The 26,835-nt window shown below is 62.3% G+C and carries 25 protein-coding genes; 10 read left to right on the forward strand and 15 right to left on the reverse strand.

The features are described 5' to 3' along the window. Nucleotides 1–28 precede the first annotated feature (28 nt). Complete coding sequence (gene mtr, locus J2Y68_RS10655) at nt 29–1,453, forward strand: mycothione reductase (RefSeq protein WP_309993094.1); 1,425 nt, start codon at nt 29–31, stop codon at nt 1,451–1,453. An 81-nt stretch (nt 1,454–1,534) separates the two neighbouring features. On the opposite strand, the gene J2Y68_RS10660 is transcribed toward mtr, so the two are convergent. Next, entirely contained in the window at nt 1,535–1,939 is a 405-nt protein-coding gene (locus J2Y68_RS10660) for a DUF1801 domain-containing protein (protein WP_309993098.1), read from the reverse strand. 278 nt (nt 1,940–2,217) lie between these two features. Here J2Y68_RS10660 and treS point away from each other — a divergent pair, with 278 nt between their 5' ends. Next, nucleotides 2,218–4,512, forward strand: a complete 2,295-nt coding sequence (treS, locus tag J2Y68_RS10665) for a maltose alpha-D-glucosyltransferase (protein ID WP_309993102.1) — start codon at nt 2,218–2,220, stop codon at nt 4,510–4,512. 71 nt (nt 4,513–4,583) lie between these two features. Here the strand turns inward: treS and J2Y68_RS10670 are convergent, their stop codons facing one another. From J2Y68_RS10670 to J2Y68_RS10685, 4 genes are all read right to left on the reverse strand, one after another. Continuing rightward, nucleotides 4,584–5,285 (reverse strand): hypothetical protein, encoded by a 702-nt coding sequence (locus tag J2Y68_RS10670; RefSeq protein WP_309993106.1) that lies wholly within the window; start codon nt 5,283–5,285, stop codon nt 4,584–4,586. Beyond that, a complete protein-coding gene (locus J2Y68_RS10675; RefSeq protein WP_309993655.1) occupies nt 5,282–5,773 on the reverse strand; it encodes an RNA polymerase sigma factor in 492 nt (163 codons plus the stop codon). Before J2Y68_RS10675 ends, J2Y68_RS10670 begins: the two co-directional genes overlap by 4 nt. Before the next feature lie 140 nt (nt 5,774–5,913). Further along, the gene (ppk2, locus tag J2Y68_RS10680) at nt 5,914–6,849 is read right to left on the reverse strand and encodes a polyphosphate kinase 2 (RefSeq protein ID WP_309993109.1); all 936 of its coding nucleotides are present in this window, start codon (nt 6,847–6,849) and stop codon (nt 5,914–5,916) included. Between the two features lie 77 nt (nt 6,850–6,926). Continuing rightward, on the reverse strand, nt 6,927–7,463 hold the full coding sequence (locus J2Y68_RS10685; protein ID WP_309993112.1) for a GNAT family N-acetyltransferase: 537 nt from the start codon (nt 7,461–7,463) through the stop codon (nt 6,927–6,929). 187 nt (nt 7,464–7,650) lie between these two features. Here J2Y68_RS10685 and J2Y68_RS10690 point away from each other — a divergent pair, with 187 nt between their 5' ends. After that, a complete protein-coding gene (locus J2Y68_RS10690) occupies nt 7,651–9,678 on the forward strand; it encodes a glycoside hydrolase family 3 protein (RefSeq protein ID WP_309993115.1) in 2,028 nt (675 codons plus the stop codon). A gap of 6 nt (nt 9,679–9,684) precedes the next feature. On the opposite strand, the gene J2Y68_RS10695 is transcribed toward J2Y68_RS10690, so the two are convergent. Beyond that, on the reverse strand, nt 9,685–10,695 hold the full coding sequence (locus J2Y68_RS10695; RefSeq protein ID WP_309993118.1) for a YdcF family protein: 1,011 nt from the start codon (nt 10,693–10,695) through the stop codon (nt 9,685–9,687). A gap of 265 nt (nt 10,696–10,960) precedes the next feature. Here J2Y68_RS10695 and J2Y68_RS10700 point away from each other — a divergent pair, with 265 nt between their 5' ends. Beyond that, nucleotides 10,961–11,398: a VOC family protein gene (locus J2Y68_RS10700; RefSeq protein ID WP_309993120.1), complete on the forward strand. Its 438-nt coding sequence runs from the start codon at nt 10,961–10,963 to the stop codon at nt 11,396–11,398. An 11-nt stretch (nt 11,399–11,409) separates the two neighbouring features. Here the strand turns inward: J2Y68_RS10700 and J2Y68_RS10705 are convergent, their stop codons facing one another. The 7 genes from J2Y68_RS10705 to J2Y68_RS10735 are packed head-to-tail and all read right to left on the reverse strand — an operon-like array spanning nt 11,410 to nt 18,137. Then, nucleotides 11,410–12,057, reverse strand: coding sequence for an alpha/beta fold hydrolase (locus J2Y68_RS10705; RefSeq protein WP_309993122.1), 648 nt, complete (start codon nt 12,055–12,057; stop codon nt 11,410–11,412). Nucleotides 12,058–12,073: 16 nt separating this feature from the next. Beyond that, nucleotides 12,074–12,478 carry a rhodanese-like domain-containing protein gene (locus J2Y68_RS10710; RefSeq protein ID WP_309993123.1) on the reverse strand — a complete coding sequence of 135 codons (405 nt, stop codon included), beginning with the start codon at nt 12,476–12,478 and terminating at the stop codon, nt 12,074–12,076. Beyond that, nucleotides 12,475–13,290 carry an IclR family transcriptional regulator gene (locus tag J2Y68_RS10715; protein ID WP_309993125.1) on the reverse strand — a complete coding sequence of 272 codons (816 nt, stop codon included), beginning with the start codon at nt 13,288–13,290 and terminating at the stop codon, nt 12,475–12,477. Before J2Y68_RS10715 ends, J2Y68_RS10710 begins: the two co-directional genes overlap by 4 nt. Continuing rightward, nucleotides 13,291–14,913, reverse strand: a complete 1,623-nt coding sequence (locus J2Y68_RS10720) for a beta-N-acetylhexosaminidase (protein ID WP_309993128.1) — start codon at nt 14,911–14,913, stop codon at nt 13,291–13,293. After that, on the reverse strand, nt 14,910–15,821 hold the full coding sequence (locus J2Y68_RS10725; protein WP_309993130.1) for a carbohydrate ABC transporter permease: 912 nt from the start codon (nt 15,819–15,821) through the stop codon (nt 14,910–14,912). The genes J2Y68_RS10720 and J2Y68_RS10725 overlap by 4 nt, the downstream gene beginning before the upstream one ends. Beyond that, nucleotides 15,818–16,810, reverse strand: coding sequence for a carbohydrate ABC transporter permease (locus J2Y68_RS10730; RefSeq protein ID WP_309993132.1), 993 nt, complete (start codon nt 16,808–16,810; stop codon nt 15,818–15,820). Before J2Y68_RS10730 ends, J2Y68_RS10725 begins: the two co-directional genes overlap by 4 nt. Nucleotides 16,811–16,844: 34 nt before the next feature. Next, entirely contained in the window at nt 16,845–18,137 is a 1,293-nt protein-coding gene (locus J2Y68_RS10735) for an extracellular solute-binding protein (protein WP_309993134.1), read from the reverse strand. 280 nt (nt 18,138–18,417) lie between these two features. Between J2Y68_RS10735 and J2Y68_RS10740 the strand changes: the two genes are divergently transcribed. Genes J2Y68_RS10740 through J2Y68_RS10750 form a run of 3 tightly spaced genes read left to right on the forward strand, consistent with a single transcriptional unit; the run spans nt 18,418 to nt 21,438 of the window. Next, nucleotides 18,418–18,783, forward strand: a complete 366-nt coding sequence (locus J2Y68_RS10740; RefSeq protein ID WP_309993139.1) for a metal-sensitive transcriptional regulator — start codon at nt 18,418–18,420, stop codon at nt 18,781–18,783. Between the two features lie 49 nt (nt 18,784–18,832). Beyond that, nucleotides 18,833–19,066, forward strand: coding sequence for a heavy-metal-associated domain-containing protein (locus J2Y68_RS10745; protein ID WP_026541102.1), 234 nt, complete (start codon nt 18,833–18,835; stop codon nt 19,064–19,066). A gap of 8 nt (nt 19,067–19,074) precedes the next feature. Next, complete coding sequence (locus tag J2Y68_RS10750) at nt 19,075–21,438, forward strand: heavy metal translocating P-type ATPase (protein ID WP_309993141.1); 2,364 nt, start codon at nt 19,075–19,077, stop codon at nt 21,436–21,438. 24 nt (nt 21,439–21,462) lie between these two features. Here the strand turns inward: J2Y68_RS10750 and J2Y68_RS10755 are convergent, their stop codons facing one another. Beyond that, nucleotides 21,463–21,735, reverse strand: a complete 273-nt coding sequence (locus J2Y68_RS10755) for a DUF2277 domain-containing protein (protein WP_309993145.1) — start codon at nt 21,733–21,735, stop codon at nt 21,463–21,465. Between the two features lie 157 nt (nt 21,736–21,892). Here J2Y68_RS10755 and J2Y68_RS10760 point away from each other — a divergent pair, with 157 nt between their 5' ends. Next, nucleotides 21,893–22,156, forward strand: coding sequence for a WXG100 family type VII secretion target (locus tag J2Y68_RS10760; protein WP_011776688.1), 264 nt, complete (start codon nt 21,893–21,895; stop codon nt 22,154–22,156). Nucleotides 22,157–22,223: 67 nt separating this feature from the next. Here the strand turns inward: J2Y68_RS10760 and J2Y68_RS10765 are convergent, their stop codons facing one another. Then, the gene (locus J2Y68_RS10765) at nt 22,224–23,258 is read right to left on the reverse strand and encodes an EamA family transporter (RefSeq protein ID WP_309993148.1); all 1,035 of its coding nucleotides are present in this window, start codon (nt 23,256–23,258) and stop codon (nt 22,224–22,226) included. A gap of 71 nt (nt 23,259–23,329) precedes the next feature. Between J2Y68_RS10765 and J2Y68_RS10770 the strand changes: the two genes are divergently transcribed. Both J2Y68_RS10770 and J2Y68_RS10775 read left to right on the forward strand, forming a co-directional pair. Continuing rightward, nucleotides 23,330–23,878, forward strand: a complete 549-nt coding sequence (locus J2Y68_RS10770) for a CGNR zinc finger domain-containing protein (RefSeq protein ID WP_309993151.1) — start codon at nt 23,330–23,332, stop codon at nt 23,876–23,878. 278 nt (nt 23,879–24,156) lie between these two features. Beyond that, nucleotides 24,157–26,793: a DUF7927 domain-containing protein gene (locus J2Y68_RS10775; protein ID WP_309993153.1), complete on the forward strand. Its 2,637-nt coding sequence runs from the start codon at nt 24,157–24,159 to the stop codon at nt 26,791–26,793. The last annotated feature ends 42 nt before the right edge of the window (nt 26,794–26,835 follow it).

The following is a 26,835-nucleotide window of genomic DNA, read 5'->3' on the forward strand; positions in this document are numbered from 1 at the left end:
GAGAGAAGCCCAGAGTGAGGATCACCAAATGGACACCGCTGCCAGCGCAATCGCCGTGGACCGGCACTACGATCTGATCATCATCGGCACCGGGTCCGGGAACTCGATTCCCGGACCGGAGTTCGAAGACCGGTCGATCGCGATCATCGAAGAAGGGACGTTCGGCGGTACCTGCCTGAATGTCGGCTGCATCCCGTCGAAGATGTACGTTCACACTGCCGACACCGCACTGGACATTGCTGACTCCAAGCAACTGGGCCTCGACGCCCAGGTCAACTCCGTGGATTGGCCGGGCATAGTCAACCGGGTCTTTGAAAAACGGATCGACCCCATTGCCGCTTCAGGCGAGGATTACCGCCGTGGCCCGCGGAGCCCCAACATCGACGTCTACGACCACCACGCCGTTTTCGTCGGAGAACGTACTCTGCGCGTAGGCGACGGCGCCCACCAAAAAACCATCTCAGGTGACCAGATAGTCATCGCCGCCGGCTCCAGGCCCATGATTCCCGATGCCATCGCAGCTTCGGGCGTGCGGTATTACACCAACGAGGACATCATGCGGCTGCCGGAGTTGCCCAAATCCTTGGTGATCATTGGCGGGGGCTACATCGCCATGGAGTTCGGCCACGTGTTCGACGCCCTCGGCACCGCCGTCACCATCATTCCCCGCTCAACGCTCCTGCGGCATCTGGATCACGACCTCCACGACCGGTTCAACGCCCTGGCCGCCAAACGTTTCGACATCCGGCCGGGCCGGAGCACCATAGGAGCCGAGCAGACAGACCAAGGCATAACAGTCAGGCTCGACGACGGCACCTCCGCGACAGGGGAGGTACTGCTCGTAGCCACGGGGCGCATCCCCAACGGGGACCTGCTGGACCTGGACGCTGGCGGGATCGAGATGACCGGGCAGGGTCGCATCAAGGTCGACGAGTACGGGCGATCAACCTCGGCGCCCGGTGTCTGGGCCCTTGGCGACGTCTCTTCCCCCTACATGCTCAAACACGTCGCCAACGCCGAGATGCGCTCCGTGCGCCACAATCTGCTGAACCCGGACAACCTCCGAAAAATGCCACACGACCATGTTCCCGCGGCCACGTTCACCAACCCGCAAATCGCCACAGTGGGCATGACCGAAGCCCAAGCCCGCGAAAACGGCTACAACGTGACCGTCAAGATCCAGGACTACGGGGACGTCGCATACGGCTGGGCTTTGGAGGACACCACCGGGATCTGCAAACTCATCGCCGACCGCAACAGCGGCAAACTCCTCGGCGCCCACTACATGGGACCTCAGGCATCGACCCTCATCCAACAGATGATCACCGTCCTGGCCTTCGACCTCGACGTGCGCGACTTCGCCGCCAAACAATACTGGATCCACCCCGCACTGCCCGAAGTTACCGAAAACGCGTTGCTCGGCCTCACGTTCAACGGGACGGGAGCGGGGTGATGCGGGTGGCGGCTTGAACGATTCGGGTCGGTGGATCCCAGGAGGAACTGAACGTGCCACGATCCAGTTCGTAGTCGGACGCTATTGCGTGGCTTCGGGCGGCCGGATGGCTTTGATCTTTCGCCAGCCACCGGCACGGTTATTGGCAATGATGGCCCTGAACATGTCACCAAGTGCCTGGACGTTCACTGCCTCACCCTCGCGGTAGGAGACGGTGCGGGCCGTTTTGTTGTTGTGTCCGGCCGTGATGATGCCTTGGGGGTCCGGGACAATGCCACCGTCATAAAGGAATACGTTGACGTGGTCATTGGCCGCGAGGAGGGCGCAGATATTGCCATCCAGGACGAAATACGGCTGGATGGTGCGTTTGATGGTTTCCTGGACGTCCGGATCTGCGGCGAGCACCAGCTCCCTGACTGCTTGGCAGATTGCCTGCTGCCATTCCGGCAGGGACTCGATGTAGCTGTCAACGCGGGGGTCAGCCATGTCCGAAAGTATGCGCCAGCAATTCGGGAAATTGAAGGGTGCGTGAGCCGTTCGAATTTGAACCACGGTTGCAGGAGTAACTCAGAAGTCCGGGCTGGATCCGGTGGTCGCCATCCGCCGTCGAGCCTCAACCCGCACGACTCACTTCTCCTCGAGGTCGACAAACAGCTGCCAAGGATGCTTAGCATGATTACGCCGGGTGCGCCCGGGTACGTGACCTCTTGAATGACCCCTCGGACGGTCGGCGCAGCTGCGGCGACCACGTAAAGGAGAATGCTGTGCGGGAGCCTGTAGTCAACGAGAGCGCGGCAGAAGTCGGCGCTGATCCAGCCGAAACGCAGGAAGAACCGCAGGTAGAGTCCCAGGAAGCCGAGGAAACCGCAACGGAGTCGCCGGAGATCACCTTCGACGAGCAGTTCTACCCTGCCCGCCCCAAAGCGCTCCGGCCTATTGCCCGCCGTCGTCAGTTCTTCGCGGCCCGACCGTCACTTGAGTTCGACGGCCTCAACAAGACGTATGTGGACTGGCTGCGTAACCAGTCGATGCTGGGTGACGCCAACACCATGGCCCGGCAGCTTTCCGGTCAGGCAAGCATGTGGCAGAACTCGTATGCCAGGCCAAATCCGCGGGCAGCTGTGGAGCGTGCACCCGTTTGGTTCACGGCGTACCCCTTGTCCTTCATCACCAAGGACGGCCAGTCCTTCCTGTCGGCACTCGGTGATCCTGAGCTGTGGGATGCCTTCCGGGAAATCGGCATCCGTGGACTGCACACCGGACCGGTCAAGCTGGCGGGCGGGATCCGGGGATGGTCCCAAACACCCAGCGTTGACGGGCACTTCGACCGTATCAGCATGGCAATCGACCCCGCCTTCGGTACCGAGGAGGAGTTCCGCCAGATGTGCGAGGTCGCCAACGATCATGGCGGCACGGTCATCGACGACATCGTCCCTGGCCACACCGGCAAGGGTGCCGACTTCCGCCTCGCTGAAATGAACTTCCGCGACTACCCGGGCATCTATCACATGGTCGATATCCCGGAAGAGGACTGGCACCTGTTGCCGGATGTTCCGGAGAACGCGGATTCGGTCAACATCAGCCCTGAGGCGGAGAAGGCCCTCCAAGAGGCGGGTTACATCATCGGCCGGCTCCAGCGGGTGATTTTCTACGAACCCGGGGTGAAGGAAACCAACTGGAGTGCCACCAAGCCGATCATCGACACCACGGGCAAGACCCGCCGCTGGGTCTACCTCCACTACTTCAAGTCCGGCCAACCCTCCATCAACTGGCTGGACCCTACGTTCGCCGGGATGCGCCTGGTGGTGGGGGATGCCTTGCACTCGCTGCTGGACCTCGGCACGGGCGCCCTGCGGCTGGACGCCAACGGGTTCCTGGGTGTTGAGAAGAGCGCGGAGGAGGAGCCGGGCTGGTCCGAAGGACACCCGTTGTCGGAGGCGGCCAACCAGCTGATCGGCTCGATGATCCGCAAGGTGGGCGGGTTCTCCTTCCAGGAGCTCAACCTCACCATTGATGACATCAAGTCCCAGTCCGAGTCCGGCCCGGACCTCTCCTACGACTTCATCACCAGGCCCGCTTACCACTACGCGCTGGTCACCGGCGACACCGAGTTCCTCCGCCTTACGCTCAAGCTGGCCATGGAGATCGGCGTGGACCAGGCCTCCTTGGTCCACGCACTCCAGAACCACGACGAACTCACCTACGAGCTGCTTCACTTCGCAGCTGGCCACCGGGAGGAAACTTTCGAGCTCGGAGGCGAGGAACTGACCGGCGCTGAGGTTGCCGAGAAGGTCCAGAACACCATGCGGGAACGCCTCACGGGTGAGAACGGACCGTACAACGCGGTCTTCACCACCAACGGCATTGCCTGCACCACAGTGAGCTTCCTGATGGCAGCGTTAGGCGTCAAGGACCCGGATGCCATCACTCCCGAGCAGGAATCCCAGGTCCTGGACGCGCATGTGCTCCTGTCCATGTACAACGCACTCCAACCTGGCGTTTTCGCTTTGTCCGGCTGGGATCTCACCGGCATCACGGCGCTGGACCGCCAGACAGTGGGCGAGCTGACCTCACAGGGCGATACCCGTTGGATCAACCGCGGCGCCCACGACCTGATGGGCACCAGCCCGGACGCAACGACCTCGCTGGCGGGCATGCCCCGGGCCCGGAGCCTCTACGGTCCGCTGCCCGAGCAGCTGAAGGACTCCAACTCCTATGCTCGGCGGCTCCAGCAGATCCTCGCAGTGCGGGAAGAGTCGGGGATTGCCACCAGCACACTCCTGGACGTGCCGGACGTGTCGAACAAGGGATTGCTGGTCCTGGTGAACCAGCTCGCTGACGGAGCCCTGCAGGTCACGGTCCTGAACTTCTCGGACCAGGACATCGCGGGCAGCATCCAGTCCTCACACCTTGTTCCGGGCGCAACTGTCCATGACCTGTTCAGCGGCGAGGACGTCGGCCAGGTCGATGACCTCTGCAGCTTCTTCCTGGAGCTCCGTCCGTTCCAGGGCACCGCGCTGCTGCTGAAGGACCCCGTGGAGGAAGAAGTCACCGAATAGGGAGTACGACGTCGGCACTCAACTTGAGTGCCGACGTCTGGGGTTGCTTCGGTCCGGGAGGTATGAAAAATTTACGGACCCGGCTTCCAACTCTGAACCAGGAAGGCCGACCCCCTGGGGGCGCATTCGCCAGGGTCCACGTCGGTGGGCGAGAGGCCGCCGCCGAAGGCGAAGTCCTGTCCAATGGTGATGGTGGTCCCGTCGGGCAGGATCAACCCCGTCCCAGTGACCTGTGTTCCTGCGGGGAAGATGAGCGCACCCTCGCTGCCGTCGGGATAGGTGCCGACAATGCACCCAGCGCCGTTCAGGCCCAGCTTTCCCCCATTGGCGGCATCCATGTGGAAGTCTGCTTCCGGGTCGTTGGCCACGGCGGCCTTGTGACCGTTGCTGCCCGTGACGATGTGGTTGCCGAACGTCGGCATCCGCATCCCTGTAATTTCAGGCAACGGGGCGCCCGACTCCAAAGTTGCAGGTTGCGAAATGGCCGGCGTCGCCTGCTCCGGCATTGGGAAACCCATTGAGCCTGCCACGAAGAAGCCGACAGCAATTGCGGCCACCGCCCCCACCAAGCCAAACCCCGCCACCGGCCGGGACCGTTTACGGGGCCGTCTGTTGAATGCGTCGATGGGACCACCCACCGCAGGTTGGCTGCGCTCAGTACCCACGACCGCCAGGCTTCTTTCCCGGCTCCGTGCCAGCTCCTCTTCACTGACCGCCAGAGCCGGGTCCGTTGCGGCCAAGCGTTCCCCGGGTGATATCTCCCTGTTGCTCATCGCTGCACATCCTCTGCGGCTCGATCTGTTCCAAGCAATGCGCCCAGTTGTTTCCGTGCCCTGTGCAGGCGCATCCTGACGGCTGTCGCAGGAAGGTTGAGCAGTGCCGCAATCTCGGCGGAGGTGAACCCGTCCCAGTAGGTCAGCAGGAGGACTTCGCGCTCGTCCGGCTTAAGCTGCTCCAAAGCTTCCTGCACCGCGCCGTCGTCGGAATCCACCGGCCGCGGCCGTTCTCCCTCCAACCGTTGGGCGAGGTTCTGCGAGCGCATCGCGGAGCGCTGATGATTTCGAAGGACGTTCCGGGCGATCCCGAACATCATCAGCACAGACAAATCCTGGTCCTGCTGCGATCTTTCCCAAGCGATCCGGAAGACTTCCGCACACAGATCTTCGGCCGTCGACGCCCCTTCACATCGCCTGCGGAGATAGCGGTACACCTTGTCATGGCAAGCCGCGTGTGCTGCCAGGAAGTGCTTCTCCCGGGCCATCTCCACGCGATCTCCTTGCTCCGCCTGCACCCTCATAACCAGTTAATGTCCAGCAGTGAGAAGAATGTAACGGAACTTTCAGGAAAATGCGGAACGCCCGACGTCGGCACTCGGGTGAGTGCCGACGTCGGGTCCTGTTGTTAGTCGCCGACTGCGTCGCGGCCGCGGCGGAGGATGAGCGGATCGGCGTCGTAAACGACCGAGGTGTCCTTATCCGCGTAGTCGAACTGGTTGAGGAAGAAGCGCATGGCGTTGATGCGGGCGCGCTTCTTGTCGTTGGATTTGACGGTGATCCAGGGCGCATGGTCCGAATCGGTGTGCAGGAACGTCTTTTCCTTGGCGTCCGTGTAGTCTTCCCAGCGGTCCAGTGACGCGAGGTCCATGGGTGAGAGTTTCCAGCGCCGCACGGGGTCGATCTGGCGGATGGCGAATCGTGTCCGCTGTTCCTGGCGGGTCACGGAGAACCAGAACTTGGTCACATGGATTCCTGCGTCCACCAGCATCTTTTCGAAGACGGGCGCCTGGCCCATGAAGGTGTTGTACTCATCCTCGTTGCAGAAGCCCATGACGAGCTCAACGTTGGCGCGGTTGTACCAGGACCTGTCGAACATCACGATCTCCCCGGCGGTGGGAAGGTGCTGGATGTAACGCTGGAAGTACCATTGCCCCTGCTCCCGGTCCGATGGCTTGGCGAGCGCAACAGTCCTGGCCGAACGCGGGTCAAGGTGCTCGGTGAAGCGCTTGATGGTTCCGCCCTTGCCAGCAGCGTCCCGTCCCTCAAAGACGATCACGTGCTTCAACCCTAGGTCCTGGCCCCAGTACTGGAACTTCAGCAGCTCAATCTGGAGCCGGTACTTCTCGATCTCGTACTCGTCGCGGGTCATCCGCTCTGTGTACGGATAACCCTCGTGCCAGGTTTCCACCGCGGATCCGCCTGGATCGATAAGGTCCGGGTCTTCGCTTTGGCCGCCGCTGATGGTGTAGCCCATTTCCACCAGGTGATCGATGGTTTCGCGCAGGTTGTCCCTGACCCACCAATTGTCCAACGATGCAGCTAGTGGGTTTGCCTCCGTCATGCGGTCCTCCTGGTCAGCCGGGTAGTGCCGGGCAGCCTAACAGCGGCGGATGACGGGAGGGCGAACAAGCCTTGGGGTTAGCTGAGGGCCGCTGGGACCTCGATCCAGTAGCGACGGAATTCCCGACCGTCCGTCCCGGTTCGTACGTCCTCAAGCACTCCACCGCAGCGCTCAATCGTCTTGGCGGAAGCCTCGTTGGCGTCATCACAGGTCAGGAGAACGCGTTCCGGTCCCGGCTGGGCGGCGAGTTGTGCGGTCAACTCCCGTAACGCCCATGACGCCGCACCTCGCCCACGGTCCGACGGCCGCACTCCGTAGCCGATATGTCCCCCGGAGTTCAGTAGCGCCGGGGTAAGGAAGTGCCTGAAAGCAATGGCACCCACATACCGTTGATCCTCGGTAATCCAGCGGTAGGTGCAGGGAACAATGCCATCCTTCTCGGGCGCATGCTCGGCGTCGGCCAGCCGTTGGACCCACGCAGCAAAGCCGTCAGGGGTGCTGACGTCGTCGTTCGGGAACAGTCCCGCGCCGTCTTGGTGGGTGCCGCCCCATTCGCGGTGGGCCTCAAGGAATGACTGGTGGAAAGACACATTCGGGGCAACGAGTTCGAACATGGAGACGACTCTATAACGACAGGAGTGCGGCACAGACCCCCTTGGAGACAAATCGACTTTCTTGTCATATACATGACTTAGCTCGTAAATACATCGTGTTCGGCTCGATATTGCGATCCAGGGAGTTTTGAGCACGCGAAGGAGAACGAGCTGGCCCGCTGGACTCCACTAACCGATTGGAATGCACATGCCCGGAAAAAGAACCACCCTCTTGACCGCGGCCACCACCGTACTGCTCATGACTGCCGCAGGGACTGCGGTCGCGGCCGTGCCCACCAATGCGGCACGTACGACGGCGGCAAGCACCGCACCAGACATCGAGGCACTGATTGCGGGAATGTCCCTGGACGAAAAGATCGGCCAGATGACCTGGACCCACGTCTACGGCTCGTCGGCAGATGACACGTCCATGGCGGCAAGCAACCAAGAACGGTACGGCGTCAACACCCCAGGCGAAGTCGTGGAAAAGTACAACCTCGGCGGCGTCCTCTACTTCGCATGGTCCGGGAACACCAACAACCCACAGCAAGTCGCGGGACTCTCCAATGGCCTGCAGAAACGGGCAGTGGGGGCTGACGGTAGCGGTATTCCCCTTGCGGTGACCATCGACCAGGAGGGCGGCCCCGTGGCCCGCATCGGACCCCCTGCCACGGTCCTCCCCGGCAACATGGCCCTTGGCGCAACGGCGGACAAGGACCTCGCCCGGGCGCAAGGCAACATTCTGGGGTCGGAGATGCGCGCCATGGGCATCAATGTCGACTTCGCCCCGGTGCTTGACCTGAACTCCAATCCCGACAACCCCGTCATCGGTATCCGCTCCATGGGTGAGGACCCGGCCCTTGTCAGCTCACTGGGTGTCGCCCAAATCGATGGGATGCAATCCCAGGACGTCGGAGCTGCCGCCAAGCACTTCCCCGGACATGGCGACACATCAGTGGACTCCCACTACGGGCTCCCCACGGTCACCTACGACCGCGAAACGCTGAACAAACACCTTCAACCGTTCAAGGCGGCCATCGACGCCGGCGTGGATATGGTCATGACCGCCCACATCATCGTCCAGGCCATCGATCCGGACATGCCCGGAACCCTTTCGCATAAGGTGCTGACCGGATTGCTCCGCGATGAGCTCGGGTTCAAGGGCCTGGTCACCACGGACGCCCTGGACATGGCAGCCATGGCAGCGGAGTGGCCGCAGGAAGAGATCGCGGTCAAGGCCATCCAGGCCGGCTCGGACATCCTGCTGAACTCCCCCGATGTGGACGCGTCGTTCGCAGGGGTTCGCGCCGCCGTCGGGTCCGGGGAACTGAGCGAAAGCCGCCTCGACGAATCCGTTCGGCGGATCCTCGAATGGAAGGTCAAGCGGGGAGTCTTCGAAAGCCCCTTTGCAGATGTCGGCAGCGTGGACAGTCTGGTTGGCACGGCAGGGAACCTTTCTACGGCCAATCTGATCTCGGACCGCGCCGTTACGCTGCTGCGGAACCAGGACCGTGTGCTGCCGCTGTCCCCAGGCACTTCGGTGCTGGTGGTGGGTTCCGGTTCCGGTTGGCCGGAACTCATTGGACCCCAGCTGAAGGATCAGGGATTTGCGGTCACCGAAGACTACGAAAACGGGACTTCACCCTCGGCCGCCTATCGGGCACGTGCAGTGGCGGCGGCCGGAAAGGTAGACGCAATCGTCTTTGCGTCGTACAACGCCACGTCCAACGCAGCCCAACAGCAGATGGTGGCCGAGCTCGCCGCAACCGGTAAACCCGTCATTGTCATCGCTACCCGCAACCCCTACGACATCAGCGTCTTACCGGGTGCCGCGGCGGTGCTGAACAGTTACGGGGCAACCAACGTCAATTTCCATGGAGTGGTTGGTGCCATCTCTGGTGCGGTCAACCCGGGCGGCAAGCTGCCGGTCAACATACCAGCGGCCGACGGCGGCGGCGTCCTTCTACCTTTGGGCTTCGGTTTGAGCTACGACACCGCGACGCCGGCAACCGTCACCTTTACGGACAAGCCTGGCCGCGGGCAGGACTCGTACACCATCCCAGCGGTGGCCGGAGTCGCCTATGTCGTTGATGGCAAGACCATCGCGGCGGGGACGTACAGGAAGCCCGAAGGGACGCTGACCGTCACAGCCGTACCCATGAAGGGGTACGTCTTCACCGAGGATGCCGTGACCCGGTGGAACCACACGTTCACCACAGGACTCCCCAACCCTTAGGAAGAGCTACACCACCGGCGAGTGCATCAGTGCCACCGTGATGAGCAGGGCAATCCCGAACATCGGCAGGCAAAGGACCATGTTCGTCAGGCGGTTGTCCCTCATCACGGCCACGAACTCCCGGAGGAAAGCGCTGGGTACGAAATACCTGGCCGTCGGGGCCCCAACCACCTGGGCGTTGATCTTCTGCCGACGGGACAGGAGCGCGGCGCGGAGCACGTGGTAGTTGTTGGTGCACACCAACAACGGACCGTGGATGCCCTTCGCCGCCAGAAGCGAGACCGAATACGCCAGGTTCTCGCGGGTGGTGGTGGCTTGGTCTTCCTCCAGCACGTCTCTGGAAGCGGCACCCTTCAATACCAGGTACTCCTTCATTGCCGCAGACTCCGGCCGGGGTTCGTCCGGGCCCTGTCCCCCGGAAGGCACCAATACGGGCCTGACCGGAGCGGCGCCGTCGTAAATTTCCAGGGCCTTGTTCAAGCGCGCGGCGAGCAGGGGCGGGACCTTGCCGTCGATCAGGCCGGAACCCAGGACGATCACCGCTGCCGGGTTGGAACTGAAACGCATCCTCGAGTACACCAGCGCGTACCCAAGGAACACCACGAATGCGCAGCCAAGGTAGGCGCAGAGAAAGAACGCCAGGGCGGCGATGCCAGCCAGGACAGGCTGTCCGCTCAAAACGAAAAGGAAGGCGACAACGGGTGCCAGGAAGACTGCGAGTCCCACGGCAATCGGTAGGAAGCTGGTGATGCCCGGACCTTCCCGGCGGACCATCGTGATTCCGTTGGCAATCAGGAAGCTGGCGAACACGAAGATACTCACCACGGGGACCACCAAAACCACGAGGTTCAGCCACTCGAACCAGGGGTTCAAGTCGATCAGGAAGTCCAGAATCGCCTGCAGGAGAAACCACGCGGACACCAGCAAGAGGACGCCGTTGCGCAATCGCCGCCGATCCGACTGGTAGGAGGCGAGGAAGAGGCCCGCGAAAAGAAGTCCAAGGACCAGGTTCAGCATGCTCCAAGCCTATGTGGTGCCGCTACGGCTCGCGGGGTGCCTCATACGATTCTGGAATGAGCCCCCGGTCGGTGGCGAGGTGGGGTAAAAAACCTGCGACGGCGGCACTCGGTTGAGCGTCGCCGTCGAGCCTTAAGTTGAGGGCAACTGTTGAGTCGCCGCGTGCACGGTCAGCAGGCGCTGCCGAACATCGCCCCCATACTGGTCGATACGCTCGCTGATTCGCCACTAGAGCTATTCCGCGTGCCTTGGTAGCTTCGAACCCATGGCCATCAAACTTGAGAACGTCGGCATTGCAGTCCGGGACATCGAAGAAACCATCGCGTTCTTCACCGACCTGGGCCTGACGGTCCTGGGGCGGGACACCGTCAGCGGCGAGTGGGCCGATACCGCCGTCGGGCTTGATGGCAACCACGCGAAGATCGCGGTGCTTCAAACTCCTGATGGTCAAGGACAACTGGAACTCTTCGAATACATCCACCCGGATGCGATCGAGACACACCCCACCCTTCCGAACGAGATCGGAATGCACCGGGTGGCCTTCTCCGTTGACGACATCGACGAAGCTCTTAAGATCGCCGCCAAGCACGGGTGCACTCCGCTTCGCGGTGTGGCCACCTACGGGGACGTCTACAAGCTCACGTACCTCCGCGGACCCAGTGGAATACTCGTGATGCTCGCGCAGGAACTGAAGAAGGACTGAACCGCAGCTATCTAGCCGCGAGCAATCTGGCGGGCGAAGTCGTTGAGAGCGGCAGCTACAGCATCCGGATTGCTCAACGTGGCGTAGTGACCGCCGGGGATCTCCACCGGTTCGATTCCGAGTCGCTCGCGAATCTGGCGCCTCATGAACGACCGTGGAAAGAACAGATCGTCACGGCACAGAATCCCCAAGGTTGGCACGTCCGGATGATTGCCGGGCCACGGTCCTGACATCCAGGCACCCTGCTGATCGCGCTCCCTGTTGGTGGCTTCCTGCGCTAAATTGTCGGGGACCAGATTGAAATATGGCTCATCGGGAATGGTCTCGCGGTGATGCCCGGTGTTGGTCCACCAGTCCCCGAAGGTCTCGCCCGGCATCGGGATCATTGCCGAGAGGTACACCAGGCCGTCGGACTGGAGTTCTTCGCAGGCCAAAGGTGCCGTGAAGCCTCCCAGCGAGTGCCCCACCACGATAGTGTGCTGAGCTTCGCCAACCGCTTCCTTTACAGCGCGGGTGTAGTCCTCAAGTCCGGCATCGACATCTTCGATGGGTAAGTCGACGGCCACTACGCCATGACCGGACGCTTCAAGCCGTGGGCTGACCAGATGCCAGTCCCACGCCGTGGAACCACCACCGTGAATCAGTACGAATACCGCCATCGTGCCGCCCTTCAACTCAGGCCGGGTGTGCTGTCACCAGCGCATCCGGCTTACTTTGAACGACACCCGCTGCTTTTTCCACCGGCAGTCCGTTCCGGATCCAGTACTCGATGCCACCGATCATTTCCTTCACGGCATACCCAAGTTCTGCGAAGGCCAGCGCTGCGAATGTGCTGCCGTTGCACCCCGGTCCCCAGGAGTAGACCACGACCTGTGAGCCAGCCGGTATCAGTTCGGCTGTAAGCTCCGGGATCTGGGCCGTCGGGATATGTACCGCACCCGGAATATGTCCGTGGTCCCAGGAAGATCGGCGGCGGGTGTCCACGACAACCAGCGCTCCCGGCTCTGATTCAGCCACTTCCATGACGTCAATCTCGCACTGCAGCTTGGCGCGGAAGTACGCTGCGGGATCGAGGCTCATGCGAGCTTCGCCAGCTTGGCACTTGCCCGGCGGGATCCCAGCTTGGCGGAGATGCGAAGGCTCGTCTCGGCTGCCATGGGCCCAACTTCCCGGACGCGCTTGGCGGTCATTCGTGAGGACAGCGAGGAAACTGAGAGAGCAGCCACTACGTGATCGTCATGTCCGAAGATCGGAGCGGCGACGCAGCGGACTTCCGGCTCGTTTTCCCGATCGTCAATGGAATATCCACGGCGCCGTATGGCCTCGAAGTCAGCGCGAAGCAATACCGGATCGGTGATGGTCTTGTCTGTGAGGGGTACCAATTCGCCCGCCAGGATGGGAGCCACCACCTCTTCTGGACTGAACGCCAGCATGGCCTTCCCGACGGCGGTGCAATACGCCGGCATGGTGGCCCCCACCCTCGACGCCATGCGAACGGTGGCCTCATCCTCCACCTTGTCCAGATAGACAACGTCGTGCCCGGAAAGCACCACCAGATGGCAGGTGCTTTCTGTGGCGCGCATGAGGGCCCGGAGTTCGCCGTTGGCAACGCTTCGCAGGTCTACGCGGTCAAGGTAGGACTGTCCCAGGCGCAGGCAGCCGTGGCCCAGCCGGAACTTACCCGTCTCGTGGTCACGCTCCAACAGGTTTTCCTCGAGGAGCGGAGCAGCAAGACGCAACAACGTGCTCTTGTTCAAGCCTGAGAGCCGGGCAAGCTCCACCAAAGCCAGGCCATCGCCATTGCCGGGCTCCTCGGCCACCACTGTGAGGAGGGCCAACGCCTTGCGGAGCGAGGCCGAGGAGTTGCGGACCTCTTTGCCTTCAGTAGTCACTCAGTTCCTCACGAGCTGCTCGGCGTCGTAATCGCGTTTCCAGCCCTCAACACCAGGACGCTGCTGCCAGGGTGCGGGGCCGGCAAGCGGCCGGTATTCCACACCCATTGCTTCGAGTCTCGCCAGATGTGCATGTGTGAGCCGCTTCAGGAACTCATCGTAGTCCCGGTTTTCCGGGTTGGACCAGAACACTTCGGCAATGGCGCTGAGCCGCGGGAACGCCGCAAACTGCACGCGGCGCGGTGAATCCAGGTGCTCGGTCCAGATGTTGGCTTGGGCTCCCAGCAGTCGGCCAGCGAAGTTCGTCCCATCCACGCCAGGCAGCGGCTCAAACTCATAGACAGCCTGAAGCGTCGTCACGAAACCAACCGGCACCGGCTCGTCGTCGCCATCGGCTTGTCGGTGGTCCAGGTAAAGCTTGTGCTCAGGGCACATCACTACGTCATAGCCCTTGCGGAGGGCATCAATCCCGCCCTCGTAGCCCCGCCAGGACGCCACGAGCGCGCCATCCGGCAAGCCGCCGTCGCCGATTTCATCCCAGACGGATGTGGCGCGGCCATGGTTTTGAAGGTGCAATGCCAGCTGACCGACGAACCAGCTGTGCAGGCCGGAAACGTCGTCCAACCCCAGCTCGGCCGCCTTGGCCTGCGCTTGGGCACTGGCTTGCCATTGGGTCAGCGGGACTTCGTCGCCGCCAAGACTTATCCACGGGGAGGGGAAGATCTCCACCACTTCGTCCAGCACGTTCCGGTAGAACTCGAGGGAAGTGTCGGAGACTTCCAGGACGGTTTCGTTGATTCCCCAGCGCGTCCAGACCTCCACGGGCGCTGAACCCTCGGCCGGGCCCGCGCCAAGCTCCGGGTACGCTGCGATCGCAGCCTGGCTGTGTCCCGGAACGTCGATCTCCGGGATGACCGTGATGTGCCGGTCGGCGGCGAAAGCGACGATTTCGCGAAGGTCATCCTGTGTGTAGAAACCGCCGTGCGGGCGAGCGTCGAAAACGCCTGCACGCCAGGAGCCCAGCGACGATTCACGGCGCCACGAACCGGTTTCGGTCAGCTTGGGATAGCGGTTGATCTGGATCCGCCAGCCTTGGTCGTCCGTAAGGTGCAGGTGCAGGATGTTCAACTTGTGAGCAGCCATCACCTCGATGAACCGCAGCAGGTTGTCCTTGGGCATGAAGTGCCGTGCGACGTCCAACATGGTCCCGCGGTAACCGAAGCGTGGCTTGTCCTCTACAGAGACGCGCGGCACCAGCCAGGTGGAAACGGCGGCAACGGGAGCCTGCCGCAGCGCAGCCGGTCCCATCAACTGCAGAAGCGTCTGCGCACCGTAAAACGCGCCAGAGGCCCCGCCCGCGGAAATCACGACGGCGCCGCCCACCTCCAGGCGGTACGCCTCGGCGTCGAGTGCGGGGTCAAGCAGGAGTCGAATGGACGCGCTCTGGGCGGGTGCAGGCGCCACGTCCCAGCCGGTCGCTGCCCCCAAAGCCCGGGAGAGCCAACGCCTTGCGCCGCTCAGTTCTGGGTCGGCACCCAAAGTGGTACCGGCGTCGAGCACCAGTTCGCCTGTCCCCACGGAGAAAGACCACGGCGCAGGGACCAACTGATGAACCGCACTCATCCCTTCACCGCCCCAGCCAAGCCGGATACCAGCTTGCGCTGGACCGATACGAAGAAGATCAGTACAGGAATGGTCATGATGACCGAGCCGGCCATGATGGCTCCCCAATCGTTTTGGTCCGGCTTGAAGAACGTCAGCAGTGCCATGGGCAGCGTCTGGTTCTCCTGCGCGGAAATGATGAAGGTCTTGGCGAAGAGGAAGTCGTTCCACGTGGAAATGAACGAGAACACCGAACACGCCACCACACCCGGTGCCACCAGGGGGAACAGGATGGAGCGGACAAACCGGAAGCTGCTGGCGCCGTCCAAGCGGGCCGCCTCTTCAACTTCCAGCGGAACAGCGGCCACGAAACCGCGCAGCATCCAGATGGCGAACGGAATGCTGAAACCGACGTGGACAAGGACCAGCGAACCCAGCTGGTTCAGGCCAACCAACGGGATGGCCTCGCCGGCGTTGCGCAGCAGGAAGAACAGCGGAATCGTCAGGGCTTCAACAGGCACCATCTGTGAGACCAGGATGATGATCAGCAGCTTGGTGCGCATCTTGAAGTTGTAGCGGGTCAACGCCACAGCCGCGAGGAACGCGAGGATGGTGGAGAGCACCACAACCACCAAGGCCACGATCACGCTGTTCAGGAAGTACTGGCCAAAATTGTTCACACCCAGGACGCGCCCGAACGAGTCCAGCGACGGTTCCAGTGTGTACGGCGCCGCATCACCGGCGTCGAGCGCTGTTTTTGGCTTCAGCGCGGACAGCACCATCCAGAACAGCGGAAACGCAACGATCAGTGCGATGACAATCGCGGCAGCGTCGGCGCCGAAACGGCGTTTGCCCTGCTTGCGCAGCTTCTGCGGGGCGTCAGCTGTGTCGGTGCGGCGCGGGACTGATGAAACGTCGACGGCGGTCATAGGGCTTCGCCTGTTCTCTTGAGGATCCGGAGGTAGACAAGCGTGATGACCATAAGCAGCGCAGTCATGATCACGCCGAGCGCGGAACCGAGGCCATAGAGGCTCGCAGCGAACGCCTGCTGGTAGCCGTAGACGTTGAGCACCAGGTTCTGGCCGGCAATTCCCCCACCGTTGGTCATGATGTAGATCTGCGAGAAGATCTTGAAGTTCCAGATGATGGACTGGATGGTCACCACGATCACGATTGGACGCAGCATCGGGAGCATGATGCTGCGGGCAATGCGGGGCATGGAAGCGCCATCGATCCTGGCGGCCTCAATGACCTCGGTGGGGATCGCCTGGATGCCTGCGTAGACAGTCACCAGGACGAACGGGAACGAGCACCACACCACTTCGCTGGCCACGAGTCCGAAAGCCGACCATTTGTCGTACGTCCAGGAGTAGCCCTGGAACTGCGTCAGGCCGATTGAAACCAGCGTCTTGTTGACCAAGCCGAGCGTGGGCTCAAACAGGAAGAGCCACACGGCGCTGCCCGTGACTGCCGGGGTGGCCCAGGCGCCGAGCGACACCACGAAGAGCATCGAACGGACCCAGGGGCGCAGCCTTGTTGCCAGCACTGCCAGCGAGCTGCCCACCAACAACGTGAAGACCACGCAAGCGGTGGCGAACACCACGGTGTTGCCCAGGACGGTCCAAAACTGGGGATCGGCGAAGAGCTTCTGGTAGTTTTCAAGGCCGACGAACTTCAGGGGTGCTTTTCCGCTGACCTGGGCTTGGCGGTAGTCGTACAGCGAGACGTTGATCAGCTGGAAGATCGGATAGCCCAGTAGTGCGATCAGGACAATGAAGGCCGGGGCCAGGTAGAGCCATGGCTCCAGCCCGCGCTTTCCGTTGGAGAAACGCTGGGACTTGCGTGCCGCCGTCGTCGTTCCCTTGCCGGGCGTACCGCTTTGGGGCGCATCGGGCAGAGCCGGGGTCAGCGCCGTCATGCTGCGCCTCCGGGATGTGATGGGGTGCAGCGCATTACTTTGACCCGAATGCCGTATTCATGGCCGATGCAGCCTCGGTGGTAGCGGCGTTGACGTCAGCCTTACCCGTGACCACCTTCTGGTACATGCCGGTGAAAACACCCTGGGCGTCGATGGTGGACCAGTTCTCCGTGACCGGGACAAACTTGGTGCCCGCCCCCAGGGTGTTGATGAACGGTTCAACCTGCTTGTTGTTCTCCGCCACGGATTTCTGGACGTCGCTGAACGTGGGGAGGTTGCCCATGGAGTCGAACATTTTCTGCTGGTACTTCTTGCTGGCCAGCAGCTTCACGAAGTCAGCGGCGAGCGTGCGTCGTTCGCTGCTGTTGAAGACGCCCAGGTTGTTGCCGCCGGCGAAAGCTGGGGCGATGGAACCGGCCGTCTTACCGGGAACCGGAACTACGGCGAACTTGTCCTTAATAGCGCTGGCGGCAACAGCCTTGTAGTTGAAGTCGCCGCCGATGGTCATGGCGGACTTACCTGCGATGAACTGCTGGACGCTTGCGTTACCGCCGAACTCCGCACATGTCTGGGCTGGGCAGATGTCGTCCTTGAGGAGGCGGGTATAGTCGGCAACTCCTTCGCGGGATTCAGCAGAGTCCAGTTTGGAGACGAACTTGTCGCCTTCCTTCGTGGCGATCTCGCCGCCATTGGCCCACAGGTACGGCATGGCGGAGAACTGCGCTGCGCCGCCCACGGAAATACCCAGCAGGTCCGGGTTTGCTGCCCGAACTGCCCGGGCAACGGTTTCTACCTCATCCAAGGTCTTGGGGACCTGGAGGCCGAGCTGCTGCAGGAGATCCGTGCGGTAATAGAGGGCGCGGACGCCGACGAACCACGGGACACCGTAGTTCTTGCCGTCGATTTCGGTGGTGTCCAGGATCTTTTGGTCAAGATCCTTGGCCTCGTCCCAGGACTTGATATCTCCTGTGACGTCGGCCAAGCCGCCGGATGCCACGTAGCTGGCCAGGTCCGTGTTGCCGAACTCGGCAACATCCGGAGCGCTGGAGGGGTCGTTGAACGCGGCCTTGAACCGTTCGGCGCGGCTGTCCACCGGAATGTACTGAACGTCGACCTTGGCACCACTGTGTGCCGCTTCGAACTCAGTGACAGCTTCCTTCACTACGGCGGACTTGGGATCCTGGTTGACCTCGGAGAACAGCCAGACACGGACGGTGCCGGTCTGCTCGTCCGAGCTTGATGCAGCGTTGTTCGAGGTGGGTGGAGCGCAGGCGGTCAGTGCGAGCGCTGCGATGGCGATTGCCGCGGCGGAGCGTGCGAGTTTCAAGTGTCCTCCATGGAGAAAGTTGGGTTCCGCGGGACTTCCCCCTCCGCGGCTATGTGACCAAACACTATGAACGCGAGGGTGTGGGCGGAAGCACATTTACCAAAAGGTTTGCACTGCAAAACAAGAATCCAGATTTTGGACATTTTGGTCTATACCTACCGGGGTGTTTGGTCTAGTCCTTTGCTTTCGCCATGCCCCTTGGGTGCAACCCCAACGGCAGGACATATATACCCCTAGGGGGTACTTGACGGGATACCCCCGGTAGGTATAAGTTCAAATCATGAGCACGCCAGACCTGAGCATGAGCCATCCGGACGCACCCGTCATCGAGGCGGATCTGGAAACCGCCGCCCCACACGGGTACTCCAGCAATAAGGACGCGTACCTCAAACGCTTGAAACGGATCGAGGGGCAGGTCCGTGGTATCGCGCGCATGGTTGAGGACGACAAATACTGCATCGACATCCTCACCCAGGTAGCCGCTGCCACGAAGGCCCTCCACGCGGTCAGTCTCGGACTGGTAGAGGAGCACATCGGCCACTGCGTCGTGGGCGCCGCATCCGAACCCAACCCGGAAGCCCGTGCCGAACAGATCGACGCCAAAGTGAAGGAAGCCACCGATGCCATCGGGCGCCTGCTGCGGTAACTCCGGCACCAAACACCACACCATCCAACTCGTCACCAAGGAGAGCACCATGAGCCAGACCATCCAGACAAACGTCAACGTATCGGGCATGACCTGCGGCCACTGCGTCTCCAGCGTGAGTGAAGAACTTGAGTCGCTCAACGGCGTCGAAAATGTGGCCGTTGACCTCAACCCCGGCGGCCTGTCCACCGTGACCATCACATCAACCAAGGAGCTCTCGCCGTCTGAAATTGGCGAGGCCGTGGCAGAAGCCGGCTACCTGGTGGTAGCCAACGAAGCTTAGGAGTCCTCTTGAGTAGCCAGGAGACTTTCAACCAACCCGCACACCGGGTCCTCGAGCTGGACATCGAGGGCATGACCTGCGCCTCGTGCGTCAACCGAGTGGAACGAAAACTGGGCAAGCTCGAAGGCGTCGAAGCCAGCGTCAACCTGCCCCTCGAATCGGCCCACGTAACCGTCCCTGCCGACGTGACGGATCAGCAGATCGTGGACACGGTCAACGCGACGGGCTACAAAGCCACCATCCGTCAGGCTCCAGCACCGCATACCCGCACCAGGGACCAGCACACACACGCCGCTCCCGGTGACATGCGGCAGCATGCGTCCAAGCGAGGCACGAGCGAGCATGCAGAGCATGGCACCGGAAGCGGCGCCCACGAAAACCACATGGATCACGGCCCGTCCGCTTCTACGCTTCGCCCGCGCCTGATCGTTGCCGCGTTGCTGACCATCCCCGTTTTCGCGATCTCGATGATTCCCGCCCTCCAGTTTCCCAACTGGGGCTGGGTTGTTGGGGTGCTGGCCCTGCCAGTAGTGAGCTGGGCGGCTTGGCCCTTCCATAGGGCCGCAGCCATCAACGCCCGGCACTTCGCTTCCACCATGGACACCTTGGTATCCATCGGTGTTGTTGCCGGATACCTGTACTCGGCCTGGCAGTTGTTCGCTGATCCCCGGATGACTGAACACCCCGGAATGGAAAGCATGTCCGGAGGCGGGCTGTACTTCGAAGTCGCAGCCGTGGTTACCTCGTTCCTGCTCTTGGGCCGGTACCTTGAGGCCAACGCCAAAGCCAAGGCCGGCAATGCCCTGAAAGCGCTCCTGAATTTGGGCGCCAAGGATGCAACCATCCTGGTCGACGGCCACGAGCAAAAAATACCTGCGGACCAGCTCTTGGTGGACGACGTCATCGTGGTCCGGCCGGGTGAGAAAATTGCCACCGATGGTGTGGTCACAGACGGCGCATCCGCGGTGGACGCTTCACTGGTGACCGGGGAGTCCGTCCCGGTTGAGGTCGGGCCCGGAAGCGCTGTAACGGGCGCCACGATCAACACGTCCGGGCGCCTGCTGGTCCGGGCCACGCGCGTGGGCTCGGACACAACGCTCGCGCAGATGGGCCGCTTGGTCAGTCAGGCGCAGACGGGCAAGGCTCCCATAGCCAGGCTCGCGGACAGGATCAGCTCCGTGTTCGTACCGATCGTGTTGGTCATCGCCTTGGTGACGTTCTTTGCGTGGCTGCTTTTCACCGGCGACCTCAACGCAGCTTTCACCGCGGCCGTTGCCGTTCTGGTGATCGCATGCCCTTGCGCCTTAGGTCTGGCCACACCCGTTGGCCTCCTGACCGGAACGGGCCGCGGCGCCCAGCTCGGCATCCTGATCAAGGGCCCGCAGGTACTCGAAGACACCCGGCACGTGGACACCATCCTGCTGGATAAAACGGGCACCGTCACCAGTGGCAAGCTTTCCGTAGACCACACTGTGGCACTGAATGGCTACTCCCCCGAAACGGTCCTCACCTTGGCCGGTGCCGTTGAGTCAGCGTCGGAGCACCCGATCGCCCATGCGATCGCCTCTGCAGCCCAGAACGCAATGCCCGACGGCGGCGCACTACCCCGCGTTGACGGCTTCAGTTCCGCTCCCGGCGGCGGAGTACGGGGAACCGTGACTCTCGACGCCGCCACCCAGGACGTGGTGGTGGGACGCTCGGGCTGGCTCGAGGAGAACGGCATCACCCTTGAGTCGAGCCATCGGGATACCCTGGCCGCTGAGGAAAACGGGGGCGCTACCGCAATTTGGGTCGCCGTGAACGGGCAGCCCGCCGGTATTGTGAGCCTGAGCGACACAATCAAGCCTGGTTCCGCCGCAGCCATCCGGAAATTGAAGGAGTTGGGCATCCGCCCCATTCTGTTGACCGGAGACAACGCTGCCGTAGCCGCGCAGGTAGCGGCCGCCGTCGGAATTTCACCTGACGACGTTTACGCCAGCGTGCTGCCTCACGGCAAGGTTGAGGCCGTTCGTAAGCTTCAGGACTCGGGGGCAACGGTGGCCATGGCCGGCGATGGCGTCAATGACGCTGCAGCACTGGCGCAGTCGGACCTGGGAATCGCCATGGGCTCCGGGACGGACGTCGCCATCGAGGCCTCCGACCTGACCGTCATGGGAAGCGACCTTGGTCAGTTGGTACAGGCCATCGAGCTCTCCCGGAAGACCCTGTCCACCATCAAGACCAACCTGTTCTGGGCCTTCTTTTACAACGCGATCGGCATCCCGGTGGCTGCACTGGGCTTCCTGAACCCGATGATTGCCGGCGCAGCCATGGCGGCGAGCTCGGTACTGGTTGTAGCGAACTCGCTGAGACTGCGGTCGTTCGGGAAGTAAGCCCGAAGCAAACAGGGGCCTGGGTTAGGCCGTCCCGAAACGGACGGCCGACCGGGCCCTTGCTTTTGCTGCTTCCTCTTCCCGGTTCTTCGCCGGCGCGTGGCTCACCAGGGAGTCCAGGAGATGCTGCGTAATATGGGCGATCTCGTGGACAGCCTCGGAGAAGGCTTCCTCGTTGTCTTTGGACGGCTTGGTGGAGCCGCTGATTTTGCGCACATACTGCAACGCTGCGGCCTCCACTTCGGCGCTCGTGGCATGCGGTTCAAAGTTATGAAGGGTCCTGATATTGCGGCACATAACCCCATGCTAACTATGGGCAGCGCTGCATGGGGAGGGGTGCCCATCGACGGGTTTGTGCATGCCGGGATAGGTTTTAGCTATTGGATCTTCCGGATGAGCCGGAGGCCGCTGGGGATGCCGAAGAGCTCGGGTCCGAACAATGAAGGAGAATCTCATGGCTATTTGGGGTGCAGATGTTGATCAGCTTCGTCAGCTCGGTAACAAGCTGAAGGCCGGTGCCGAGAACATCGAGCAGCAGCGCTCACAGCTCAAGGGTGCCCTTGACGGCACCGACTGGAAGGGCCCGGACGCTGACAAGTTCCGCGGTGAGTGGGACAGCCAGCACGCTTCCAACCTGAAGAAGGTTGCCGACGCACTTCGCGAAGCCGGCGATCGCGCTCAGAAGAACGCTGAGCAGCAGCAGCAGGCTTCCAACTAAGACAGTTGGGAAAGGCCCGGACGCACACGCGTCCGGGCCTTTTGCTCTTAAAGCGACGTGGGTCCGGTTAGTTCCGGGGCGACTTGGTGAGCGGACCGGAAGGAACAGGTTCGACGTCGTTCGGGTGGTCCAGGACGGACACCAACTCTGCGCGGGCCGCCCTTCGGTCGCCGCGCAACTCGTCAACGCGGACCAGCACTACGCCGCCCACAATGAGGAGTCCGCCCAGCAGCTGAATCGGTCCAGGGAGCTCACCCAGCAGTAGCCATGCCCAAATCACGGCGAACAGGACTTCTGTCAGGGACACGAAAGACGCCACCTTGGATCCAAGGCTGCGGGCGGCCATGATGCCGGTAACGTACGCGAGCACTGTGGCCAGGATGATGAGGCCCACAGCGGATACCCACCACGGCGTGGTCCACGGCCCAAGGGTGGTGTCCGCAGTGCTGAAGGTCATGGGGAGCAGTCCCGAGAGGCCCACCAGCCACATCACAAGAGCCCCCACCAGGAGTCCGCCTGAAGCGAGCACCAGCGGAGGAAGGGTGTCATTTTCCTTGGCAGTAATGAAGAAGTAGATCACCAGGCAAACGGCGGCCGCCATGCCCCAGAGGACGCCAATAAAGTCCACCTTTACGGAACCGGTCAGGTCCAGCACCAGGACCAGCCCGCCCAACGACAACAGGGCGCCCGCGGCGGTGAGCGCGCGCGGGCGTCGCCGGCTGGCAATCCAAAGCCACAGCACGATCATCACTGGGGCAAGGTACTCAAGCAGCAGCGCCACCCCCACGGATAAGCGGGCAACCGCGTTGAAATAGAAAAGCTGGCAACCGGCAACTCCAATGAGCCCGAACAGCAGGATGGTGAGCCAGTTGTCCTTCAGCTGGTGCCAGCGGCCGCGAAGAACCACGACGGCGGGAATCACCAATATCAGTGCGGCGCCAGTCAGCCGCACGGCAACTGCTGCTCCAGGTGACCACCCGGTCTCCAGCATCGACTTGGCGAACGATCCGGATGTACCGAAAACGGCAGAAGAAAACAGTGCGATGCCGAGTCCTGATGCGAGGAAACCCTTTGCATCAGCCTTCGTCGTTGGAGCTGACACAGCAGCCTCCTGTCAGGAGTAAAGTGGGCTTATGGTCATGACAGTACTCCCGAGCCTTGTAAGGAGTCAAAGTGCTTTTTGCGCCTGACACCGAGGTTGCACTCCGTAGCGTCGTTAATCTGATCAATACCGCCGCCAACGGGGAAGAATCGCTGGCCACATTGGAGGATCTCGACGCGTTCTTGGACGCCGAGGAATTCACGGGTTCCCGGACCAACTCGCCCGCGGAACTGAGCAGCATTAAACGACTCCGGGGCGAGCTGGCCGCCCTCTGGAGCTCCGATGAAGACACGGCAGCCAAGTCCGTCAACAAGCTTCTCGCCGACGCCAAGGCGCTGCCGCAGCTCGTGAAGCATGACCACTGGGATTGGCATCTCCATGCCACCACGCCGGAAGCGCCACTGGCGGACCGAATGGGAACCGAGGCCGCCATGGCCATCATCGACGTGATCCGCAGCAAGGAAATGGAGCGGATGCGGGTATGCGCGGCAGAGGACTGCGACGCCGCCGTGCTGGACCTCAGCCGCAACCGGTCCAAGCTCTACTGCGACACGGGAAATTGCGCCAACCGGGCACACGTTGCCGCATACCGGGCGCGGAAGGCCGCGGGAACCGAGTAGAGCCCGGCAGAAGACCCGCGACTCCCCCAAGCGCCCCTTGGTGTGACTAACGTCACATTTAGTCCTGCAACACGATTCCCCAACCCGCCCTACCTACCCCTCAGAAAGAAAATTCGGGCGGCTCCCAAGGAGTTCGCCCGGCGAGGGCGCCAGGGAAAAGGAATCGCATGCGGAAGCAATCGGAGCACACACGTGCTCGTGTTCGGGGCAGGCTGGGTGGTGGGCCCGCACATACAGTGCTGGGACTCCTGACATGCGTGCTTCTTGTTCTGGTAGGGATGACCGCTTACGGAGTGGTAAGCGCTCCCACACCTGTGGCAGCACTTCCTGGATCCCCGGGGGTGACCCAGCCGGGCACTCTGATATACAGCGAAGATTTCTCCAACCAGAGCGCAGCAACGGCTCCGATTCCCCTTGGCTCCTACGTTGGCGGTGCTGCGGCGCAGAACGAGCAGTACACGGCCGATCCCGCCTGGCTTCCGGGTGCGCAGGAGTGCAACGGCTGGATCATGCGTGAAGGAACGCCGCTGCCGACCAATGGCGGTCTCCTCAACATCCTGACCAACGACCAATGCGGACGAAATACTGCATTCACTGAACTGGGCAAGATGGCTCACGCCATGGGCCTTTACCAAGGAATGACGGACACGCAAGCGGCACAAAACCAGATCCTCAGCGAGTACACCAACAGCGTCACGGGTCTCCAGGCGGCGGGGATCCAGCTCCAGACCACGAAGAACAGCATCCCCACGGTTGCCGGGCATTACTACGCGGTCTCCGGAATCTTCGGCGCCACCAGTTGCTTCGCCAGCCATGCGAGCCAGGAATTCTCCATCCTGGTCAACGGCGTACCAACTGTCGTGGGCGCAAACCTCGATCCCTGTACGGACGCCAGCCGGCAGAACATCACCTATAACGGGAGCAGCTTCAGCGTGGCCAAGCTGCAGTCCGGCGCCATCCAGGTTCCGCTGACCGGCACAACGCCCACGCTGGGCATCCGGGTACGGAACCTCACGGCGAACGGTAACGGCAACGACGTCGGATTCGACCTCCCGCAACTGGTGGATGTGACACCGCAACTGGACAAGGCCTTCAACCCGACGAGCATGTACCAAGGTCAAAACACCACCTTGACCTACACGGTGACCAACACCAGCGACTTGATGGCCAAGAACGGCTGGCACTTCGTTGATACGCTCCCCACCGGCCTGACGGCTGTTGGCTCGCTCGGTGGCACCTGTGTGCGCACAGCCGGAACCGTCTCGGGCCGCACCGTCGATGTGACCGGAAACCTGGCTCAGGGCAGCGCTTCCTGCACCATTACGGTGACGGTCACCAGCAACACCCCCGGCGTTTACAACAACTCCGGATGCGTGGCCAACAACGGCTCTGCCATTCCCAACTGCACCAACAACTTCCCCACCATCACGGGGCTGTACTCCCCTGGAACCGCGCCCCTTACCGTTCTGCCCGTGGTTGACCTGTCCATCACCAAGAGCGTCAACCTGACGGCATACATCCCTGGCCAGCCCATCACTTACACGGTGGTTGTCCACAACAACGGACCGAGCGACGCCATCAACGCCACGTTTACCGATCCCCTGCCTGCTTCCATCCAAGGCGCAACCTGGACCTGTGCGGTGACGGCAGCAGGAACGTCCAACCTCCCCCCTGCCGGACCTACAGCGTGCAACGCCGCCAGCGGAACAGGAAGCGTTTCCGGGACGGTAAGGATCAACATCGGCGGTACGCTGACGTACACCATCAAGGGCACCGTCGCGGCCGGTACTACCGGCAACATTGCCAACACGGCCACCATCGTTCCGGCCGCGCAGACGTCAGTTCCCAACATGCCCGGCGGCGGCCCGAACCCAGTTACGGGTTCCACCACACAGGTCCCCACTGTGGACCCCGCGTGTCCGCCTTCTCCCGGAGTTGGATGCTCGGCAACCGTCACCACCCCCGTCGACCCCCAATGGACCATCGCCAAGACCGCATCAGTCAACGGCAAGGCTTCCACCGGTGATACGTCCGTCAAGCCCGGTGACACGATCAGCTACACCGTGACGGCCACCAGCAACCGCGGCCAGATCAACGGCGTTGTCCTGACCGATAACCTTGCCGACGTCCTGGACCAGGCCACCTTTGTTCCCGGCTCAGCCGTTCTGACCATCGGAACGGCCACCCCAATAGCAGTTGCCAATCCAGCGGCCGGTTCGACGACGCTGACCACCCAGCCCTTTACCCTTCCTGCCGGACAAACCGCCACACTCACCTACAAGGTGGCCGTCAAGCAGGACGCATGGAGCGCAAAGCTGATCAACGTCGTTACAGGCACCGGCAGCGTCAACCCCGTCCGATGCGCCACCAACGTCACGCCGCTGGCACCTGAATGCTCCACCACCCACCACACACCTGCCAAGGTCCTCATCGAAAAGGTCGGCGAGTCGGCCAACGCAACGTGGGTCCCCATGGCTGGCTCCACGTGGTCCATCCTGAGCGACGCCAACGGCCTTCCCGGGGCAGTCAATGCCACCTACACCGTGGCACCCGTCCCGTCCCAGACCGGACAGTTCCAACTCGAAGGCATCGAGCCAGGCGTGTACTGGCTTGAAGAAACCACGGCTCCCACCGGCTTCAACCTCTTGGCAGAACCGGTGCAGTTCACCGTAGCCGCCAATGGGGCTGTGACACTCGGTAAGGGAAGCGGTTCCGGCGTTGTCACTGCCAGTGACTCAGACGCCAACGGCATCTACCTTGTGACCGTCCGTGACGTCCCGGCATTGAAATTGCCCGAGTCCGGAGGTATCGGCTGGTGGCCCTTCACAGCAGGCGGAGCGGGACTGCTCCTGGCTGCCGGTGCCGCCCTGGCTTTCACCAACGTGAGGCGAACGCGAACCCGCGTATCCGCCTGACTCCAACCTGGTCCACTGATCTCCAGCTGGACCATAACTCCC

It is taken from the genome of Paenarthrobacter nitroguajacolicus, from assembly GCF_031455195.1.
GTDB lineage: Bacteria > Actinomycetota > Actinomycetes > Actinomycetales > Micrococcaceae > Arthrobacter > Arthrobacter nitroguajacolicus_D.

Bases quoted from the DNA above. Each gene is read 5' to 3' on its own strand.
- J2Y68_RS10700 (WP_309993120.1), top strand. From the start codon at position 10,961: ATGGCCATCAAACTTGAGAACGTCGGCATTGCAGTCCGGGACATCGAA.
- J2Y68_RS10760 (WP_011776688.1), top strand. From the start codon at position 21,893: ATGGCTATTTGGGGTGCAGATGTTGATCAGCTTCGTCAGCTCGGTAAC.
- J2Y68_RS10745 (WP_026541102.1), top strand. From the start codon at position 18,833: ATGAGCCAGACCATCCAGACAAACGTCAACGTATCGGGCATGACCTGC.
- J2Y68_RS10755 (WP_309993145.1), bottom strand. From the start codon at position 21,735: ATGTGCCGCAATATCAGGACCCTTCATAACTTTGAACCGCATGCCACG.
- J2Y68_RS10710 (WP_309993123.1), bottom strand. From the start codon at position 12,478: ATGAGCCTCGATCCCGCAGCGTACTTCCGCGCCAAGCTGCAGTGCGAG.
- J2Y68_RS10740 (WP_309993139.1), top strand. From the start codon at position 18,418: ATGAGCACGCCAGACCTGAGCATGAGCCATCCGGACGCACCCGTCATC.
- mtr (WP_309993094.1), top strand. From the start codon at position 29: ATGGACACCGCTGCCAGCGCAATCGCCGTGGACCGGCACTACGATCTG.
- J2Y68_RS10685 (WP_309993112.1), bottom strand. From the start codon at position 7,463: ATGTTCGAACTCGTTGCCCCGAATGTGTCTTTCCACCAGTCATTCCTT.
- J2Y68_RS10775 (WP_309993153.1), top strand. From the start codon at position 24,157: ATGACCGCTTACGGAGTGGTAAGCGCTCCCACACCTGTGGCAGCACTT.
- ppk2 (WP_309993109.1), bottom strand. From the start codon at position 6,849: ATGACGGAGGCAAACCCACTAGCTGCATCGTTGGACAATTGGTGGGTC.
- J2Y68_RS10670 (WP_309993106.1), bottom strand. From the start codon at position 5,285: ATGAGCAACAGGGAGATATCACCCGGGGAACGCTTGGCCGCAACGGAC.
- J2Y68_RS10725 (WP_309993130.1), bottom strand. From the start codon at position 15,821: ATGACCGCCGTCGACGTTTCATCAGTCCCGCGCCGCACCGACACAGCT.
- J2Y68_RS10720 (WP_309993128.1), bottom strand. From the start codon at position 14,913: ATGAGTGCGGTTCATCAGTTGGTCCCTGCGCCGTGGTCTTTCTCCGTG.
- J2Y68_RS10695 (WP_309993118.1), bottom strand. From the start codon at position 10,695: ATGCTGAACCTGGTCCTTGGACTTCTTTTCGCGGGCCTCTTCCTCGCC.
- J2Y68_RS10660 (WP_309993098.1), bottom strand. From the start codon at position 1,939: ATGGCTGACCCCCGCGTTGACAGCTACATCGAGTCCCTGCCGGAATGG.
- J2Y68_RS10690 (WP_309993115.1), top strand. From the start codon at position 7,651: ATGCCCGGAAAAAGAACCACCCTCTTGACCGCGGCCACCACCGTACTG.
- J2Y68_RS10675 (WP_309993655.1), bottom strand. From the start codon at position 5,773: ATGGCCCGGGAGAAGCACTTCCTGGCAGCACACGCGGCTTGCCATGAC.
- J2Y68_RS10705 (WP_309993122.1), bottom strand. From the start codon at position 12,057: ATGGCGGTATTCGTACTGATTCACGGTGGTGGTTCCACGGCGTGGGAC.
- J2Y68_RS10730 (WP_309993132.1), bottom strand. From the start codon at position 16,810: ATGACGGCGCTGACCCCGGCTCTGCCCGATGCGCCCCAAAGCGGTACG.